The sequence below is a fragment of the Allopusillimonas soli genome (assembly GCF_004153445.1).
Classification (GTDB): domain Bacteria; phylum Pseudomonadota; class Gammaproteobacteria; order Burkholderiales; family Burkholderiaceae_B; genus Allopusillimonas; species Allopusillimonas soli.
Map to the genome: position 1 here is coordinate 1 of NZ_SDQC01000009.1, position 17267 is coordinate 17267.

Here is a 17267-nt window from a genome sequence, read left to right on the forward strand (position 1 = left end):
GGTCTCGCGCAGGATCCGGACGATCTGCTCATCGTTGTATCGCGTCTTCTTCATGTGCCTCTCGCTATCGAAGAGGCCATTGTCTCAAGTTACCTTGGATCGAAAAAGCCAGGACAGGTCAGGGGTTCACGCCTTGGCCGGATCGGCTTGAGGCAGGCCTCGCATTTCCTGGTCGATCAATTGAGAGGCTTTTACCATCTGGCGCAAAGGGTAGGCCAGGGTGGCCAGTTCGCCTTCGATTTCGATCGACGCGGGCGGGCTGGCATACTTGCCGTCCAGGAAAGCCACGACTGCGTCAAGCGATTTTTGCACGCCTTCGGGTACGCTGGGCAGGTTCGCCAGAATGGGAATGGCAGACGTTATCTGTGATGCCAGCACGTGGTTCTGTATCAGCAGATGGTTCAATTCGGGCACGTTGCGTTGGCGCCGGGCGGGCTCATCCATCATGCGGTAGAAGGCGGCCGTGAAATTGCCAAAGGCGATGTGCACGTTCTTTCTGGCAATGCGCCAGCGCAACTCGGCTTCGCGCAATCGCGTGTCAAGGTCGGCATCCACGCCCGCACCAGGGGCTGCCTGAGCCCTGGTCAGCGCTGCGTACTCCAGCCCGCTGCCGAGAAACTCTTGATTGGCCCGCCTCAGCGCCAATGCCAGCGATCCCATGAAGTTGTATTCCCACCAGGGCAGAATATAACTGCAGAGCAGGGCAATGCCGCAACCCAGCACTGTGTCGACCAGCCTTTCACCGATGACAAGATTGGTGGTGGGAGACAGGAAATGGAACACCAGCAGCACGAAGAGCGTATTGAAAATGGCGGCCATCATGTAATTGATCTGTACCAGGCCGTAGCCGAGTATGCAGGCCACGACTAGTATGGCGAGATAGATGGCGGGATCATGGGTGACATTGAATAGCAGCAATGCCAGAGCGCAGCCTATGAGTGTGCCGGCGAGCCGCCAGCCGTTGCGCTGCCGTGTTAATGCGTAGCCTGGCTTGAGCACAATGATGATGGTCAGGATGATCCAATAGCTATGGGCGCTCAATTCGGGCGCCATGCCTTCGTGCGTGAGCGTGAGGGAAAACAGGACGGAGAGGGTCATGGCCGCCAGCGTGCCGGCGGCTACGCGGGTAGCATAGCGGAAGTGCGGAGAGTCCAGGCGCAGATTGCTCGTCAGCATGCCGAAGCGCCATTTGCGCCGTGTCAGGAATCGGTTCAGCGATTTGTCCAGCAGCCGGTCTACCAGGGTGGCATCGGATCTGTCGCTAATGTGATCTCCGATGCGTTGTACCAGACGCGCTGCATTGCGCAAACGCCGGAATACCTGTACCAGCAGCGCGTAGACCTCTGGACTGTCCTCGTCCATACCCTTGCGCCGACACTGATCGAGTTCGTACTCAATGGCTCGTAGTTCGGCCTTGACGCTACTGCGCTCGGTGACATGCCGGCCTCGTACGATATTTAGCGCCAGCCTATCCAGGTCGCGGGCCAGCTTGCGCAGGGCATCGCGCCCGAATACCAGCAGGTCGCTGTCAGGCAGACTGCGCCGCAGCGTTGCGTAATCGACATGTGTGGCCACCAGCGTATCCAGCAGGGCGACCATGTCGATGAATACATTCAGGGCGCGGGTGCGCAGCAGGTCGGCCTTGCCATGCCCGCGTGGCAGCTCGCGCAGCACGGTATCGCGCGCACCCTGATGCTTCTCGGTCATGTTGGCCTGGGCATGCGTAAGAGCGCGGTAGTTTTTATCGAGGTCCGAGTGCACGTCGTAGAACTGGGATCGCGCGCGCATGTAGTCGGCGGTGGCGAACAGCGCGGCGGACAGCGCCTGCTGCTCTTCCCGGTGCCACAGCACGCGGTGCGCCAGCAATGCATAGCAGAAATAAAAGACACCGCCGGCGAAGGAATAGGCGGTGTGCATCAGCACCTCGTGAGGCGCCAGCGGAACGCGCATGGTCAGCGTCATGATGAGCAGGCAGGCGAAGCCAAGCAGGCCACCCTGTTTGCCGAAGACCGTGAACATGGAAAAAAAGAAGGACAGCAGCGGAACAACCAGCCAGAGCAAGGCTGAGTGAGCGGACGCGAAACCTGTGACCAATGCTGTTAGCGAGCCGACGAGAATGGCCGCAAGCATGCCGTTGCGGCCATAGCTGCGAGGCCCGCCGGGTTGGTCGATGATGGCCACGCAGGCTGCACCGATCGATGCAATGATGCCGACGGCGTACATGTGCAGTATGCCGGCCAGCAGCAGTGCCGGCAGCAGAACGCCTACCCCCTGTCGCAGGCCGCCGAAGAAGTAATGGCTGTAGAAAAAGCGCTGTATCTGGGGCAAGCTGGAAACCATAGGTGCATCGCGATGGACAGACCCGGGCAGTATAGAGGCAATTTGTGATGAATGGCTCAGCAGTCGACAGTAGGGAGGCGACGGACTTGTTCCTGGATGGCTCTGGTCATCAGTGCGAGGTCGGTGCCGATAGACACAAAGCGGGCGCCAGCGGACAGGCATTCTGCCAATAGAGCCGGGTCGCTGGACAAGCCGCCCAGGCCTACGGCCTTGCCGTTGTTGTCCGCGGCTCGCTGGATGCGCGCGTAGGCGGCGCGCATGGACGGATGCGACAACTCGCCCGGAATGCCCAGATCGGCGCTCAGGTCGCCGGCGCCCAGAAACAGCATGTCCAACCCAGGTACGGCCGCGATGGCGTCGATCTGGCTGACTGCGTCGGCGCTCTCTATCATGACGGCCACGAATACGGAACGGTTCATGGCGGCCTGCGCCTGGGCGGGCGGGAAGGCGCGATAGTTCAGCAATGGCTGGGTGCTGGAGAACGACCGGCGTCCTTCTGGCGGATAGCGGGCCGCAGCCACAGCCTGCCGCGCCTGTTCGGCGCACGCAATCTGGGGGACGATGATGCCCATGGCGCCGCCATCAAGCAGGCGGCCAACGAGCGCCTCGTCCAGGCCGGGTACGCGCACCAGCGGCACCACGCCTGCCGCGCGCGCGGCGCAACAAAGGACAGCTGTCGTTTCCAGGGAAAGCGGGCTGTGCTCCAGATCGATATAGCACGCATCCAGGCCCGCGTTGGCGGCGGCTGCGCCGATTGCGATTCCATGGCTCATGCGGATGATCATGCAAGACGCCAGTTCGCCGCGCCCAAGCTTTTCTTTCAGCGGATTACGGGTCAAGGCCACAAGTTCGTCGGTCATTGCAATTACGCTACAGCCATTGCGGCGAAAAAGGCAGGTCGCGCATGATCTTGACTTCCTGGTGTACGAACGTGCCGGCGTTCAGTTCCTTGAAGGCGTGCCAGGCGGGATCGGCATCCAGTTCGGCGCGCCGATGCTGGCGGTCGGTCAGATCCTCATAGGCCCAGATGTGCAGCACCTGGTTCAGCGGCCCGATTTCGCTGACGTAGAACCCAAGAAAGCGCCCCAGATGCTTGCGCAGCAGAGGTAGCGCCTGATGCTCATAGCGGTCCAGGTAGCTGGTCATCTGGCCGTGGGCTACGGTGTAGGTGCGAAGTTCGAAGATCATGTCTATTGCTGCGGTTCAATCGGTATGGATGTTGTTGGCCTTCAGCCAAGGCAGCCATTTGCCGAAATCCTGATCCAGCCTGGCCTGAAAGCCCGCGGTGTCCTTTGGGTTGCTGAAGCCGGCCTGCGCCAGTTTGGCCGCGATCTCCGGCTCATGCACTACTTCGTTCAGTGCACCTTCCAGTGTTTTCCGAAACGAATCCGGAGTGCCGGCAGGCACGAGCACGCCGTACCAGTTGGTCATTTGCAGTGCCGGCATGCCGGCCTCCGACGCAGTGGGGATATCGGGCAGAAGCGGAGAGCGTCGGGTGTCATAGATCACCAGACCCTTGAGCCGCCCGTCCTTGATATAAGGCTGCAAGACGGGAACATCGGCGTTGACCAGGTCTACTTGTCCGGCCATGAGCGCGACGAGTGCCGGCGCGGCCCCGCGGTAAGGCACATGCACGAGCGGGATATCGGCAGCCTTGCGCAGCAGCTCAGCGCCCACGTGCATGGTGCCGCCCACGCCTGTCGATCCATAGTTGAGCCCCTCGGGCGTACCACGGGCCTTGTCGATCAATTCCTGCAGCGTGTCCACGCCGAGTTTTGGATTCACGGCCAGCATGGTCTGCACCTCTCCCAGTAGATAGACCGGCATGAGATCCTTGCGGGCATCGAACGGGAGCTTGCTGCGGGTACCGGTAGACAGGATGAGGCTGGATGTTGTGAGCAGAATAGTGTGCCCATCGGGCTTGGCATGGGCCGCGAGATTGGCGCCTATTGTGCCGCCCGCGCCGCCGTGATTCTCGACCACGACGGTCTTGCCCAGCTTGTCGCTGAGACTGGGGGCGATGGTGCGCGCGATCAGATCGGTGGGGCCTCCCGCCGAGAAAGGTACGATCATGTTGATGGTATCCGCGGCATGGGCCGCGGTGAATACTGCGAGGGCGCCGGTCAGCAGCGCCGCGCAGGCAGCGAATCGGGTTTGCATGATTTGTCTCCGTCATGTGATCTTGTCATGTTGTTCAGCCTGCGTAGCGCGGTTCGGGCAGGCCACGCACACCCACATTCAGAGCCAGGAGGGCGCCGGCAAGTGGCTCGCGTGCCTGCTGCTCTGGTGTGAAACGCTGCGAATGGCTGGTGATGTACAGCGTGTCCAGGTCGCGGCCCCCGAATGCAGGGCATGTGGGATTGGTGACGGGCAACTGGATGCAGCGCATGACCGTGCCGTCAGGTGCCAGCCGTACAAGATGACCGGTGGCTACCATGCAGTTCCAGATGCAGCCTTCGGCATCCACCGTGGCGCCATCAGGCCTGCCAGTTTGATGTGTCCAGTCCTTGAAGATGCGGCGGTTTGAGATCGCGCCGTCATCGATGTCGTAATCGAACGCCCATATGACTTGATTGTGCGTGTCGGCGAAGTACATGGTTCGATCGTCCGGACTCCAGCTCAGGGCATTGGGCAGCACGAAATCGCGCAGCATGGAATGGCAGCTGTGATCCGGATCAAGGCGGTACAGGGTGCCTAGCGGTTCGCGGCGGGTGTCGTGCATACTGCCGACCCAGAAGCGCCCCCGTCGGTCACACTTGCCGTCATTCAGGCGCATGCCTGGCGCATTGTTCTCCGGATTCGCTATGAGGACGGGAGCTTGCCCGTGATCGGGGTCGTACAGATAGAGCCCCGAACTGGTAGCCAGCACAAAGCCGCCCTCTTCGCGCAGGGCGATGGCGCCGGTTACCATATCTGGATGCAGTCTTTGCGCGACATGCTTGCCGCTCGCAGGCTCATGGAACTGCAGCGCCGGCCGGCGCACGTCTACCCACCACAATCGCTGCGTCCGCTGGCACCAAAGCGGCACCTCCCCGAGGATATCCGCGCTGTGCACGGCACACCGGATGTCCACATCGGTTTCAATCTGCATGTTTGCATGCTCCTGTTATTTATAGCGTGTGGCGGCGAGGGTAGCCAGGTCGATGCCGGCTGCGATGTCGGCTTTCTGGCGCCGGTCGCCGGCGTCGATGCGCTCGGCCTGCTCGACCACGTCCTGTACATGGGCAAAAGGCACAAACACCACACCCGCTTCGTCGGCGGCCACCAGGTCTCCGGCACTGACGCCGATGCCTGCGATACGGACGCTCCCGTTGATCTCCACGGTTTGCAGCCGCCATTTACCGGTGATGGGCGTGGGTCCGCGAGACCAGATAGGAAAATGCAGTTCGCGCGACGCGGAGGGGTCGCGAAACCCACCGTCGATAATCGCGGCGGCGCAGCCGGCGCGGTGCGCGACGGTGGCGGATTGTCCGCCCATATTGGATACGCCCGCCAGGCCCTGGATGACAACCACATCGCCTGGTTGGGCCAGGTTGTAGGCTTCGTGCTCACCCATTTTGCCCACGCCGCTGGCGGCGCTGACAGTGGGGTTCTCTTCGCGCTCGATATTGCGCACGGTGACTGCTTGACCGACGACGCGCGACTGGCTCAGCGTGGGTGCGAGCTCACGGGCAGGCACGGCGCCGCGCAGACCAAGTTGATCGAGCGCATCGGACAGGCTGCTGGTGAGATCGGTCAGTTGGGCGCATCGCTGCAGCAGCGATGGCTGCAAACGGGGGATTTCCAGACATCGGATGGCTTCGCGCGGTACGCGGCCAGTAAGTTTTCTGGTGATCACAATGTCTGTCCCGAAGAGTCCATTCAAATCATAATATCTTGCTATGCAGGTAACGTCAATAATCCTGTAATATGGGATTTATTAAATTTCAGGCGGAACAGGCGGCCGACGAGACATGCGGCGATGCCTGGAGGCGCGCCTCTAATACAATTTGCCCATGGCAGCCAACGTCAAGACATCCTCACCGTCCAGCCTGGGCCGCGCCCTGGATATTCTTTCTCTGTTCTCGGTAGCCTCCCCGCTGCTGACCGCGGAGGAAATTGCAGCAGTACTGGGCTATACGCGATCGACCGCCTATCGCTATCTCAAGGAGCTGTGTGATGCGGGGCTGATCGCCAATGCACCTGAAAGCGCGTATACGCTTGGGCCTCGCATCGTGGAACTGGAGCGCATGCTGGCGCTGACGGATCCGCTGTATCGCGCTGGCCAGCAGGTGCTGGCGAGCGAGCATTGCGACAATCATGCCTTGCTGCTGCACAGTCTTTATCAGGACAAGGTGCTGTGCATATACAAGGTTGGCCCCGATGTGCTTCGTCACAATGGCCAGCAGATCACCATACGCAGAGCCCGGGGCATCCCCTTTTCTCTGTTTCAGGGCGCCGCCTCACTCGCCGCCTTGGCGCATCTGTCGTCGCACCGCATCAAGCAGGCCTATCTGGGCAACGAGGAGGCCGTTCGCGCCGCGGGCCTGGGCCAGAACTGGCTGGAATTCCGGCATGCACTGGCCGGTATCCGGCGTTCCGGATACGCCACGAGCTACGAGCAGATCACGCCTTTTGTCATGGGCATTGCCGTGCCCATTCTTTCGCTGCAGGATCAGCGCCTTATCGGCAGTCTGGCCAGAGCCTGCCCATCGGCCGCCATGCCGTCCGATTCGGTGCCGCGTCATGCGCCTGCCTTGCGGGCGCTCAGCCTGCGCATTGCGCAAGAGTACGCCCGCATCACCCATGCCTGAGGTCAGCCGCAGCGCTTGACAATATCGAACAATCGTTCGATGATTGGGCTATAGGGTGCACCGGAAAACAATTGTGGCCTTTTCGGGGCCGCTTACAGAAAGGCATGGCATGGACTTCACCTTATCGGCCCGCAGCGAGGATCTTCGCCGCCGTATCCGCGAATTCGTCGATGGGGAGCTCATTCCGCTTGAGTCCGAGGGCGCGTCGTACGATGAGCACGACAATATCCGGCCGGTATTGTTGCGCCAGATGCAGTCGCGTGCGAGGGATCACGGTCTCTGGAGTCTGCAGATGCCACGCGAGCGCGGCGGACAAGGTCTTTCCATGGCCGAAATGGCGGCCTGCTACGAGGAAATGAACCGCGCCATCTTTGGGCCCGTGGTGTTCAATTCCGCGGCGCCTGACGACGGCAATATGATGGTTCTCAACAAGGTGGCTACCGCAGCACAAAAGGAGCGCTGGCTGCAACCCATCATAGATGGCACCGTTCGCTCTTCCTTTGCCATGACCGAACCCGCGCCTGGTTCCGGTTCCGATCCGGGCATGACGCGCACGACGGCTGTCCGGCAGGGGGACCATTGGATCGTCAACGGTCATAAGCACTTCATTACGGGCGCAGGCGTGGCCGCTCATTTCATTCTCATGGCGCGCACGTCCGACGACGCGCGCAAGGGTCTTACCGCATTTCTGTTTCATCGGGACGATCCGGGCTGGGAAATCGTGCGACGCATTCCCATCATGGGGCCGGAAGAGCATGGTGGGCATTGCGAGTTGCGGTTTTCGGACATGCGCATTCCCGACGAGAACCGCCTCATGGGCGTGGGCGACGGCCTTAAGCTGACGCAGATCCGCCTCGGTCCGGCGCGCCTGACGCATTGCATGCGCTGGCTGGGGCTGGCCAAGCGATCGCTGGAAATCGCCTCGACCTACGTGGCCGAGCGCGAGTCTTTTGGTATGCGTCTGGCGGACAGGGAAGGCGTCCAGTGGCTGCTCGGCGAAGCGGCCATGGCCATACAGGTGGGCCGGTTGCTTACCATGCATGCGGCCTGGAAGCTCGACCAGGGCGATTACGCCCGCAGGGAGGTCTCCATGGCCAAAGTGGCGGTGGCCGATACCTTGCACAAGGCCGTGGATACAGCGATTCAACTCTGCGGCGCGCGGGGCTACTCGCGCGACACGCCGCTGGAATGGATATACCGCTATGCGCGTCAGGCCCGCTTGGTCGATGGCGCATCCGAGGTGCACAAAATGGTATTGTCCCGCACGCTGATGCATGATGGTGTCGATTTCTGGCGGTGGGGGTAGGCGTGCTTTCTCGTAGCACCGCATCCGCGAATCAGCAGCCTGCGCATGGCACCTGGCCGGACAGCGTGCTGGCCTTGGCCGAATATGTGCGCGAGCGTACCGGCGCCAAGCAAGTTCGCGTCCTGGCGCATCATCGTCTGTCTGGGGGGGCAATACAAAACAACGATGCCTTGACATTGGCATGTACTGGCGGGCAGCGGCCAGGCCGGCATGAGCTTGTGGTGCGCAGCGATGCGCCGTCTGGCGTCGACGCCAGCATGACCCGGGCGCAGGAATTCCAGGTACTGCAGTGCGCCTTTCACGCTGGCGTAACGGTGCCCGAGCCGCTGTGGCTGTGCGAGGATGACGCGGTCATGGGGCGGGCATTCTGTGTCATGGCTCGGGTCAAGGGAACCGCTCATGCGCGCACCTTGGTTCGCGCAGACATGGAACCTGGGCAGGCGCGCAGCTTGGTGCGCCAGCTTGGCGTGGAGTTGGCTCGTATACATAGTGTGAAGCCGCCGCTGCAAGCCTTGGATTTCCTGCAGATGCCCACGGGCTCCGCCGCGCTCGCGCGTGTTCATACATGCCGCGCATTGCTGGCCCGTGTTCCCGAACCGCACCCCGTGCTTGAGTGGGCGCTGAACTGGCTGGAGGATTGTGCTCCAGACGGGGGTGAGTTGACGTTATGCCATGGCGACTTCCGCACGGGCAACTATATGGTGCACGAGGGCCGGATCACGGGCGTGCTTGATTGGGAATTCGCGCGCTGGAGCGATCCGATCGAGGATCTGGGATGGCTGTGCGCCCGCTGTTGGCGCTTTGGCGCGTTCGACAAGCCGGTTGGAGGGCTGGGATACAAGGCGGATCTGTTCGAAGCCTATACGCAGGCCAGCGGTAGAGCGCCCAACCCCGATCAAGTGCTGTACTGGGAAGCCATGGCAAGTGTGGGTTGGGCGGTCATTGCCCTGCAGCAGGCGCAGCGCCATTTGTCGGGCGAGCAGCCGTCACTGGAGTTGGCGCTGACCGGCCGCATCGTGCCGGAAATGGAGTTGGATCTGCTCCACTATATGGCGATGCTTGGAGGTGCGCATTGAACAATCGCCCCTATGGCAATGAACTGCTGGCCGTGGCCCGCCGCGTGCTGCTGGACGAATTGCTGCCATTACTACCCGCCGAACGTGTCTATGATGCGCTGATGGTGGCCAATGCCATGGCCATCGCCGCGCGGGAACTGGCACCTCATGCGGATGGGGACCGGGACGCCGCGGCGGCCATCGGCGGCTTCTTCCAGCTTGCCGGCGTCCAGGATGCGGAGGCCACCGAGGCGGGCCTGGCCGAGCTCGTTCGGCAGCGCAAGGTGGCGCCCAAACATGAGCCAGCCCTGCGCGCGCTCTTGCTGTCACTAACCGAATCCAAGCTGGCACTTAGCAACCCGAAATATGTCAAGTCGTGAGGGCGTCATGGGCAGCAAATACCAGCAGGGGCTGGACAGGAATCCCGCCAATTATTCCAGCCTCACGCCGTTGAGCTTTCTGCGGCGTTCAGCCCATGTCTTTCCCGACAAGGTGGCTGTGATCGATGGCGACGTTAGCCTGACCTATGCGGACTTTCATGCACGTTGCCGTGCGCTTGCCAATGCCCTTGTGGAGCAGGGCGTGCAGCGCGGCGATACTGTGTCCGTACTGTGCTTCAACACACTCGAACTGTTGGAGTGTCATTACGCGATACCCATGGCGGGCGCGGTCCTCAATGCACTCAACACGCGGCTGGATGCGGCGACACTGCGCTTCATCCTCGAGCATGGCGAGGCGCGGCTGCTACTCTATGACACGGAGTTCGAGGAGATGGTGGGCGATGCGGTGAGCGGCATTGCCGCGGCGCCCGCGCTGGTGTCCATCTCCCGACCATCAGGGCCGTCGCAGGGGCTCGCGAAACTGGATTATGAACAGCTTGTGGCGGCCGGGGATCCGGCGTGGCCGGGCCGGCCGGTTGAGAATGAATGGGATGCCATTGCCCTGAACTACACGTCGGGCACCACGGGCAACCCCAAAGGCGTGGTCTATCATCACCGGGGCGCCTATCTTTCCGCCATGACCAATGCCATTGCCATGGAAATGACGGCCGACACGGTTTACTTGTGGACGCTGCCCATGTTCCATTGCAATGGCTGGTGCTATACCTGGGCTGTCACGGCAATAGGCGGCACGCATGTCTGCTTGCGCAAGGTGCAGCCGCAGACCGTGCTGGACCGCATTCGGATCTGCGGCGTTACGCATATGTGCGGCGCGCCCATCGTCCTCAACATGCTGCTGAACGATTTTCACAAGAACGGCGTGAGCTTGCCCTCTTCCGTGCAGTTTGCACTGGGCGGTGCGGCACCGCCCAGTGCCGTCATCCGTCGAGGCCGCGAGCTGGGCTTCGATATCACCCATCTTTATGGTCTGACGGAAACCTATGGCCCCTCCATGCTGTGCGTGCGCCAGCCCGAATGGCGAAGCCTGCCGCTGGAAGAACTGGCGCCGAAAATGGCACGGCAAGGTGTCGGCCTGCATGCCATTGACGAGGTGGCCGTTGCCGGATCGGGCCCGAACGGATTTGCGCCCTGGGATGGCCAGACAATGGGGGAGTTGCTGATGCGCGGTAACAATCTCATGAAAGGCTATCTGAAGAATCCGGACGCCACGCGTGAGGCCTTCAAAGACGGCTGGTTTCACACCGGTGATCTGGCGGTCATGCATCCCGATGGCTATGCGGAGGTCAAGGACCGCGCCAAGGACATCATTATTTCGGGTGGCGAAAATATCTCCAGCCAGGAAGTCGAAGATGTTCTGTACCGCCATCCAGCCGTGCTGGAGGCCGCTGTTGTTGCCATGCCCGACGAAAAATGGGGCGAATCGCCTTGTGCCTTCGTCTCCTTGCGCGAGGACAGCAGCGCAACGGACGAGCAGTCCCTTATCGCATGGTGCCGCGACAAGCTCCCGCATTACAAGGCGCCCACGCGAGTGGTGTTCGGAGAGTTGCCCAAGACATCAACAGGCAAGATACGCAAGAACGTCTTGCGCGATCAGTTGAGGATGAAATGAACCATACATGAAGGCCGGCAGTTGCCCGCGACCGGGCACGGCGCGGGCTTCGGCGGTAAACGCGAATAGCAGCTTGGAGGAAATGCCTATGGAGAGCCTGAAGCAGCACATCGTCCAGTGAGTACATCATAATCGTCAAGGTGCGCCGGAAGGCGCGCTCAAAAGGAGACATATATGTTCACGCAGATGTTCAACCGTTCAGTCGCCGTTGCCGCGCTGGCTGGCGCTTTGGCCGCCGCGCCCGCGTTGGCCGCCGAGAAGCCGATCACCATCGGCGCCATCTATATCATGTCGGGTAGCGCCGCGACGTACGGCAAGTTTGCGGAGCAGGGCATCCAGATTGCCCTGGATGAGATCAACGGTTCGGGTGGTGTGTTGGGGCGCACGCTGCAGCTCAAGCTCGAGGACGGTCAGGGCAAGGCTGCCACAGCCATACAGGCTGCGCGCAAGCTGGTGTATCAGGACAACGCCGACGTACTCATGGGCCTGGACAGCTCCGGCGTGGCGCAAGGATTGACGCCGGTGGTGCCCGAGCTGGGCAAGCCGTTCATCATCACGCACGCGGCCACGCCGGATGCGACCGGAAAATTGTGCAACGCCTTTACATACCGGGATAGTGTCAATGTGCATCAGAATATGAAGGGCGCGGCCGAGATTGCCGCCTCGACCAGCGCGACGAAGTGGACCACGATAGGCCCTGACTATGCCTTTGGCCATCAGACATGGGAGTTCTTCAGCAAATATCTGAAAGCGCTTAAGCCCGACGCTCAGATCATGGACAACCCCGCGTTTCCGCGTTTTGGCGCAGAAGACTTCACGCCGTTCATCGATAGCGTCATGGCCGCCAAGCCCGACGGTGTCATGATTTCGTTGTGGGGCGGCGATCTTGTGAATTTTGTTCGTCAAGCCAACAACCGGGGATTTTTCAAGCAGGGCTACGAAGTGCTGGTTGCTGTCGGTGCGGCGACCGAGGTGCTGACTGCCCTTGGCGACCAGATGCCCGAAGGGGTGTGGCTGGGCACGCGCTACTGGTACGATGCGCACGACAACGATATCAACAAGAAGTTTGTTGCCGCCTACAAGAAGGCCTATGGCGCGCCCCCCAGCTATAACGCGGAAGGCGCTTACGTTGCCGTGCATGCGTTCAAGGCGGCCATGGAAAAAGCGGGGTCGGTGGATGGAAAGGCGGTGGCGCAGGCGCTTTCGGGCTTGACCGTGGACGCGCCCACGGGCAAGCTGACCTTCCGCAAAGGCGATAACCAGGCGCTCATCGGCCCGACCTGGGGCAAGACGGGAAGCATGAATGCCGATGACGGGATTCGCAGCCTGACGCAGGTGCATACATTCGATGGCGAGAAGATAACGCCGCCGGTGGACCCCGCCTGCAAGCTTTGACGCATTCATGACATGTCCCATGCGCCTGGGCTTGCGGCCCGCGGCGCATGGGCAGGCAAGGCAGTGCGCATACATGGAAAACGGGGGACAAAATGGGGAGTCTCGGCCTCGCAGTGCTCAACAGCCTCGACATAGGCCTGCTGTTGTTCGTCATCGCGGTTGGATTGAATATTGTCTTTGGCGTCTTGAATGTCATCAACTTCGCGCATGGGGCACTCTACATGCTGGGCGCGTACATGGCCTACGCGTGCATGGACAATTGGGGCATGCTGTTCTGGATGGCCTTGGCGGTTGCACCCATCGGTGTGGCGATGCTGGCGGTGATCATCGATCGCTTGATGCTGCGCTTTGTATACGAGCGTGAAGTGACGGACAGCCTGCTGCTCACGTTCGCGCTGCTTCTGATACTGAACGAATCCGTGCGGCTGCTGTGGGGGGCAGGCATTCATGTCATTGATCCGCCTGTGCTGCTGCGGGGTACCGTCACGCTGCCCGGTGGCATTGCCTATCCGCTCTACAACCTTTTTGTCGTGGCTGTCGGGCTGATTTTTCTGGCGGGGCTCTGGCTGCTTTTCAATAAAACCCGCGTGGGCCGCATCATGCGGGCCGCCGCGCTTGACCGTGAAATGGCCCAGGTGCTTTGCATCAATACCAAACTGGTCATCACGGGCGTCTTTGCATTCGGGGCCTGGCTGGCGGCTGTCGGTGGCGTAGTGGCGGCGCCCATGCGAGCCATTGATCCGGGCATGGGCGACAAAGTCATCATTGAAAGCTTCATTGTCGTGGTGATAGGCGGCTTGGGCAGTTTCCCGGGTGCGCTGCTAGGCGCCATTGTGCTTGGGCTTATCCACGGACTGGGCGGGCGCTTCCTGCCGGAAGTGAATCTGGTGTTGCCGTTCCTGGGCATGGCTGTTGTGCTGCTGCTTAAACCGCACGGCTTGATGGGCAGGAGGGCCAGCGCATGAAACGCGTTATCAATATCGCGGCATTGGCCCTCATCGTTCTGCTCCTGGCTGCGTTGCCATGGATAGCACCGTACTTCTATATTTTCATCGCCACGGAGATTCTGATTCTGGGGTTGTTCGCGGCCAGCTTCAATCTGATATTCGGCTACACCGGGATGCTCAGCTTCGGACATGCGGCATTCTTCGGTGCAGGTGCCTATGCCACGGCCATGCTGTTGCAGTCGCAGCAGTGGCCGCTGCTCGGCTGTCTGCTTGCGGCCATCGTGGCCGGCGCGCTGCTGGCGCTGCTGATCGGCTTTTTCAGCGTGCGTCTGGATGAAGTGTACTTCGCCATGCTGACGCTGGCGTTTGGCATGATGGTATTCGCCGTCGTGCATCAATGGCGTTCGGTGACCAACGGCAGCGACGGCATCGCCGGATTCACCGTGGGCCAGTTCGGTCTAGGCTTGCCGCTGACACTTGGGAACCCAAGTGTTTATTACCATATGGTGCTTGTGGTAGTGGTGCTGGCGGCCGCGCTTCTGTACCTGATCTGCCGATCCTCCTTTGGCCTGGTTCTGCGCGCCATACGCCAGAACCCCGAACGCGTTGCTTTCTGCGGCCTCAATGTTCGCAGCTACCGGCTTGCCGCCTTTACCATCGCCGGCGCCTTCGCGGGTCTGGCCGGCGGGCTCATGGCGCCGTTTCTGCGGATCGCCAGCCCTGAACTGGTGCATTGGTCCATGTCGGCGGAGCCGGTGCTCATGACCATACTCGGCGGCAGCGGGTACTTTCTGGGGCCGTTCTTCGGCGCGGGCATGTTCGTGCTGCTGGAAACCTGGATTACCAGCGTGACGCAGGCCTGGATGCTGGTGCTGGGCATTATTCTGGCGCTCATGGTCATGTTCTTCAGGCGCGGGCTTCTTGGAACCCTTCTCGATTGGTGGATGGAGCGCAAATGAATACGGCATCTGCAGTGCGCGCGCCGCGCGGCGGTCAGTCACCCATACTCAGCATCAAAGGCCTGAGCAAGCGCTTCGGCGGCGTGGCTGCTGTCGATGATGTGTCGCTGGACGTTTTTCCGCGCGAGACGCTCGCCATCATCGGTCCGAACGGGGCGGGAAAAACCACCTTCTACAACCTGCTTTCAGGGCGCATGAAACCCACCAGCGGGACCATTATGTTCGATGAAAGGGACATCACGGGCATGCCGGCCCACCGCATCAGCAGATTGGGCGTATCCCGCTCATTCCAGATAAACAATATCTTCAATGAGATGACGGTGCTTGAGAACGTCGAGGTGGCGGTGACCGCCTATCGCGGAGACAGCCGCCGCTGGCTCAATCTTGCCTCGCGCAACCGCCGCGTGCGCGACGAGGCGTTCGAACTGTTGGCGCGCCTGTCGCTTTCCGGACTGGCGGACAGGCGGGCTGGCGTAATCAGTTATGGAGACAAGCGCCTGGTCGAGATCGCGGTGGTGCTGGCCACCCGGCCTCATCTGGTTTTGCTTGATGAGCCGACTGCGGGCATGACGCCCGATGAAACGCAGCGCGTCATGGCGCTTGTCAGGTCCTTGGCGGCGGACGGCGATTACACCTTTCTTGTGACGGAACATGACATGCAGGTTGTGTTCGGATTGGCGGATCGGATATTGGTCATGCACAGGGGGCGCAGGCTGGTCCTGGGCTCGCCGCAGGAGGTTCGTGCCCATCCCGATGTACGCAAGGCCTATCTGGGTGACGAGGACGAGGAGATCGCACCATGATGCTGGAGGTACAGGACATCCATACCTACTATGGCGAAAGCCATGCGCTGCAGGGCGTATCGCTGCGGCTGGACGAGGGTGAGACGGTGTGTCTGCTGGGCCGCAATGGTGCGGGGAAAAGCACGACGCTACGCAGCATCATCGGTTTGACGCCGCCGGGCAGGGGCCGAGTGGTTTTCGCGGGTCGCAACATTGCTGGCATGCCCGCCTACCGGATCGCCCGCATGGGCGTGAGCCTAGTGCCCGAAGACAGGCGCATTCTGCCCGGCCTGACCGTTCGCGAGAACCTGGAGGTGGGCCAGTATCGCAGGCCAGGCTTGCAGCCGCGCTGGAGCATAGAGCGCATTTTTGACGAATATCCCATGCTGGCCGAGCTGGCTGGTCAGGATGGCGCCACGCTGTCTGGCGGCCAGCAGCAGATGCTGGCTGTGGCGCGATCCCTCATGAGCGAACCGCAATTGCTGCTGCTTGATGAGCCGAATGAAGGGCTGGCGCCTGTCATCGTGAAGCAGATCGGCGAGCTGATTGACGCGCTGGCTGGCACCACGACCATTCTGTTCACAGACCAGAGCGTACGGTTCGCCCTGCGGCATGCGAAACGCGCCTACATCCTGGAAAAGGGGCGAATCGTGCATGAAGCCGACTGCGGATCGCTGGCGCGCGATGCGCAGACGCAGCGCCGGTATCTTTCGGTCTGAGCTTGAGCGATTCAGCCGCCGCGCCGACAGCTTGCCGTAAACTCGCGCCTGTGAGTCACCAACCGACCCCATCATGATTTCCGACTTCGAGTCCTTCAAGGCCGGGCTTAACTTGTCCAAGCTTGAGATATGCCGCGCCCTGTATCGCCAGAATGGCGGAACCATCCGCGTCAAGCGCGAGCATGTGGCTGTGCGCAACCTTGTGCGCATCATCGACTCCGCCCTCAGGCTGACCAGCGCCAAAGGATTCCACGCCATGTCGCTGCGCGACCTTTGCGCGGATTCAGGCTTCAGCATCGGCGGTCTTTACGCCTATATCCGCAGCAAGGACGACCTGATTCCCCTCATCCAGAGCCACGGCTTCATGTTGACGCGCCGCACGCTCATCGACTGTACGCGCGACGTATCCGACCCCACCGCCAGGCTGTTGACCGCCGTCAAGGCGCATGTGTATCTGAGCGAAATCCTGCAGCCCTGGTTCTATTTTTCCTTCATGGAGGCCAGGAACCTGCCCGCGCCGCACAAAAGGGCGGCCATCGAGACGGAACTCGAGATCGAGAATATCTTCCACGACATCATCAGCGAAGGCATGGAGGCGGGGGTATTCCAGCCGGCGCATGCTGACGCGCGGCTGGTGGCATCCCTGTGCAAGGCCATGATGCAGGACTGGTATCTTAAACGGCGAAAGTATCGCATCCAGCAGGTGGATGCGACGCAGTATGCGGCCTTTATAGGCACCGTTCTGGAACGTTACCTGCTTCCCTGAGACAGGGTCGCGGTCAGCGCCGATTTGCTTGCAGCGCAGCAAAGGGGTAAATTAGCAGTCCTGGTTTGTTCAGCATCCCGAACTTATCATCCAAGGCACTGTTGCCCGGGCCATCCGCCCGGTTTTTTGCGCCTGCTTTACCTGCCGCTGGCCGCGTCACAAGCGTGTGTTGCCAAGGCTTCCGTTTCTACCTCC

General features: G+C 61.2%; 17 protein-coding genes. 11 read left to right on the plus strand and 6 right to left on the minus strand.

All coding sequences use genetic code 11. The features are described from left to right. Positions 1-126: 126 nt before the first annotated feature. From ERD78_RS18965 to ERD78_RS18990, 6 genes are read right to left on the minus strand one after another with little or no spacing between them, the layout of a single operon-like run. Positions 127-2340, minus strand: coding sequence for an FUSC family protein (locus ERD78_RS18965; protein ID WP_129971474.1), 2214 nt, complete (start codon positions 2338-2340; stop codon positions 127-129). 56 nt (positions 2341-2396) lie between these two features. Next, positions 2397-3200, minus strand: coding sequence for an HpcH/HpaI aldolase family protein (locus ERD78_RS18970; RefSeq protein ID WP_129971475.1), 804 nt, complete (start codon positions 3198-3200; stop codon positions 2397-2399). Between the two features lie 10 nt (positions 3201-3210). Further along, entirely contained in the window at positions 3211-3528 is a 318-nt protein-coding gene (locus ERD78_RS18975) for an NIPSNAP family protein (protein ID WP_129971476.1), read from the minus strand. Positions 3529-3543: 15 nt separating this feature from the next. Next, complete coding sequence (locus ERD78_RS18980) at positions 3544-4500, minus strand: Bug family tripartite tricarboxylate transporter substrate binding protein (RefSeq protein ID WP_129971477.1); 957 nt, start codon at positions 4498-4500, stop codon at positions 3544-3546. 34 nt (positions 4501-4534) lie between these two features. Then, entirely contained in the window at positions 4535-5431 is an 897-nt protein-coding gene (locus ERD78_RS18985) for an SMP-30/gluconolactonase/LRE family protein (protein ID WP_129971478.1), read from the minus strand. 15 nt (positions 5432-5446) lie between these two features. Continuing rightward, positions 5447-6178: an RraA family protein gene (locus ERD78_RS18990; protein WP_167668994.1), complete on the minus strand. Its 732-nt coding sequence runs from the start codon at positions 6176-6178 to the stop codon at positions 5447-5449. A 157-nt stretch (positions 6179-6335) separates the two neighbouring features. Between ERD78_RS18990 and ERD78_RS18995 the strand changes: the two genes are divergently transcribed. From ERD78_RS18995 to ERD78_RS19045, 11 genes are all read left to right on the plus strand, one after another. After that, on the plus strand, positions 6336-7133 hold the full coding sequence (locus ERD78_RS18995; RefSeq protein ID WP_129971480.1) for an IclR family transcriptional regulator: 798 nt from the start codon (positions 6336-6338) through the stop codon (positions 7131-7133). Between the two features lie 109 nt (positions 7134-7242). Then, complete coding sequence (locus ERD78_RS19000) at positions 7243-8439, plus strand: acyl-CoA dehydrogenase family protein (protein ID WP_129971481.1); 1197 nt, start codon at positions 7243-7245, stop codon at positions 8437-8439. 2 nt (positions 8440-8441) lie between these two features. Then, the gene (locus tag ERD78_RS19005; protein WP_245152540.1) at positions 8442-9515 is read left to right on the plus strand and encodes a phosphotransferase family protein; all 1074 of its coding nucleotides are present in this window, start codon (positions 8442-8444) and stop codon (positions 9513-9515) included. Then, entirely contained in the window at positions 9512-9874 is a 363-nt protein-coding gene (locus ERD78_RS19010; RefSeq protein ID WP_129971482.1) for a DUF6285 domain-containing protein, read from the plus strand. The genes ERD78_RS19005 and ERD78_RS19010 overlap by 4 nt, the downstream gene beginning before the upstream one ends. A gap of 7 nt (positions 9875-9881) precedes the next feature. Then, positions 9882-11504: an AMP-binding protein gene (locus ERD78_RS19015; protein ID WP_129971558.1), complete on the plus strand. Its 1623-nt coding sequence runs from the start codon at positions 9882-9884 to the stop codon at positions 11502-11504. A gap of 174 nt (positions 11505-11678) precedes the next feature. Beyond that, a complete protein-coding gene (locus ERD78_RS19020) occupies positions 11679-12899 on the plus strand; it encodes an ABC transporter substrate-binding protein (RefSeq protein WP_129971483.1) in 1221 nt (406 codons plus the stop codon). A gap of 92 nt (positions 12900-12991) precedes the next feature. Then, complete coding sequence (locus ERD78_RS19025; protein ID WP_129971484.1) at positions 12992-13864, plus strand: branched-chain amino acid ABC transporter permease; 873 nt, start codon at positions 12992-12994, stop codon at positions 13862-13864. Then, complete coding sequence (locus tag ERD78_RS19030) at positions 13861-14805, plus strand: branched-chain amino acid ABC transporter permease (RefSeq protein WP_129971485.1); 945 nt, start codon at positions 13861-13863, stop codon at positions 14803-14805. The genes ERD78_RS19025 and ERD78_RS19030 overlap by 4 nt, the downstream gene beginning before the upstream one ends. Next, positions 14802-15608: an ABC transporter ATP-binding protein gene (locus ERD78_RS19035; protein WP_129971486.1), complete on the plus strand. Its 807-nt coding sequence runs from the start codon at positions 14802-14804 to the stop codon at positions 15606-15608. Before ERD78_RS19030 ends, ERD78_RS19035 begins: the two co-directional genes overlap by 4 nt. After that, positions 15605-16306 carry an ABC transporter ATP-binding protein gene (locus tag ERD78_RS19040; protein ID WP_129971487.1) on the plus strand — a complete coding sequence of 234 codons (702 nt, stop codon included), beginning with the start codon at positions 15605-15607 and terminating at the stop codon, positions 16304-16306. Before ERD78_RS19035 ends, ERD78_RS19040 begins: the two co-directional genes overlap by 4 nt. A 73-nt stretch (positions 16307-16379) precedes the next feature. Further along, positions 16380-17072, plus strand: a complete 693-nt coding sequence (locus ERD78_RS19045) for a TetR/AcrR family transcriptional regulator (protein WP_129971488.1) — start codon at positions 16380-16382, stop codon at positions 17070-17072. Positions 17073-17267: the final 195 nt, after the last annotated feature.

Coding starts and splice junctions, on each gene's coding strand:
- ERD78_RS18965 (WP_129971474.1), bottom strand. CDS start 2,340: ATGGTTTCCAGCTTGCCCCAGATACAGCGCTTTTTCTACAGCCATTAC.
- ERD78_RS18970 (WP_129971475.1), bottom strand. CDS start 3,200: ATGACCGACGAACTTGTGGCCTTGACCCGTAATCCGCTGAAAGAAAAG.
- ERD78_RS18975 (WP_129971476.1), bottom strand. CDS start 3,528: ATGATCTTCGAACTTCGCACCTACACCGTAGCCCACGGCCAGATGACC.
- ERD78_RS18980 (WP_129971477.1), bottom strand. CDS start 4,500: ATGCAAACCCGATTCGCTGCCTGCGCGGCGCTGCTGACCGGCGCCCTC.
- ERD78_RS18985 (WP_129971478.1), bottom strand. CDS start 5,431: ATGCAGATTGAAACCGATGTGGACATCCGGTGTGCCGTGCACAGCGCG.
- ERD78_RS18995 (WP_129971480.1), top strand. CDS start 6,336: ATGGCAGCCAACGTCAAGACATCCTCACCGTCCAGCCTGGGCCGCGCC.
- ERD78_RS19000 (WP_129971481.1), top strand. CDS start 7,243: ATGGACTTCACCTTATCGGCCCGCAGCGAGGATCTTCGCCGCCGTATC.
- ERD78_RS19015 (WP_129971558.1), top strand. CDS start 9,882: ATGGGCAGCAAATACCAGCAGGGGCTGGACAGGAATCCCGCCAATTAT.
- ERD78_RS19020 (WP_129971483.1), top strand. CDS start 11,679: ATGTTCACGCAGATGTTCAACCGTTCAGTCGCCGTTGCCGCGCTGGCT.
- ERD78_RS19025 (WP_129971484.1), top strand. CDS start 12,992: ATGGGGAGTCTCGGCCTCGCAGTGCTCAACAGCCTCGACATAGGCCTG.
- ERD78_RS19030 (WP_129971485.1), top strand. CDS start 13,861: ATGAAACGCGTTATCAATATCGCGGCATTGGCCCTCATCGTTCTGCTC.
- ERD78_RS19035 (WP_129971486.1), top strand. CDS start 14,802: ATGAATACGGCATCTGCAGTGCGCGCGCCGCGCGGCGGTCAGTCACCC.
- ERD78_RS19040 (WP_129971487.1), top strand. CDS start 15,605: ATGATGCTGGAGGTACAGGACATCCATACCTACTATGGCGAAAGCCAT.
- ERD78_RS19045 (WP_129971488.1), top strand. CDS start 16,380: ATGATTTCCGACTTCGAGTCCTTCAAGGCCGGGCTTAACTTGTCCAAG.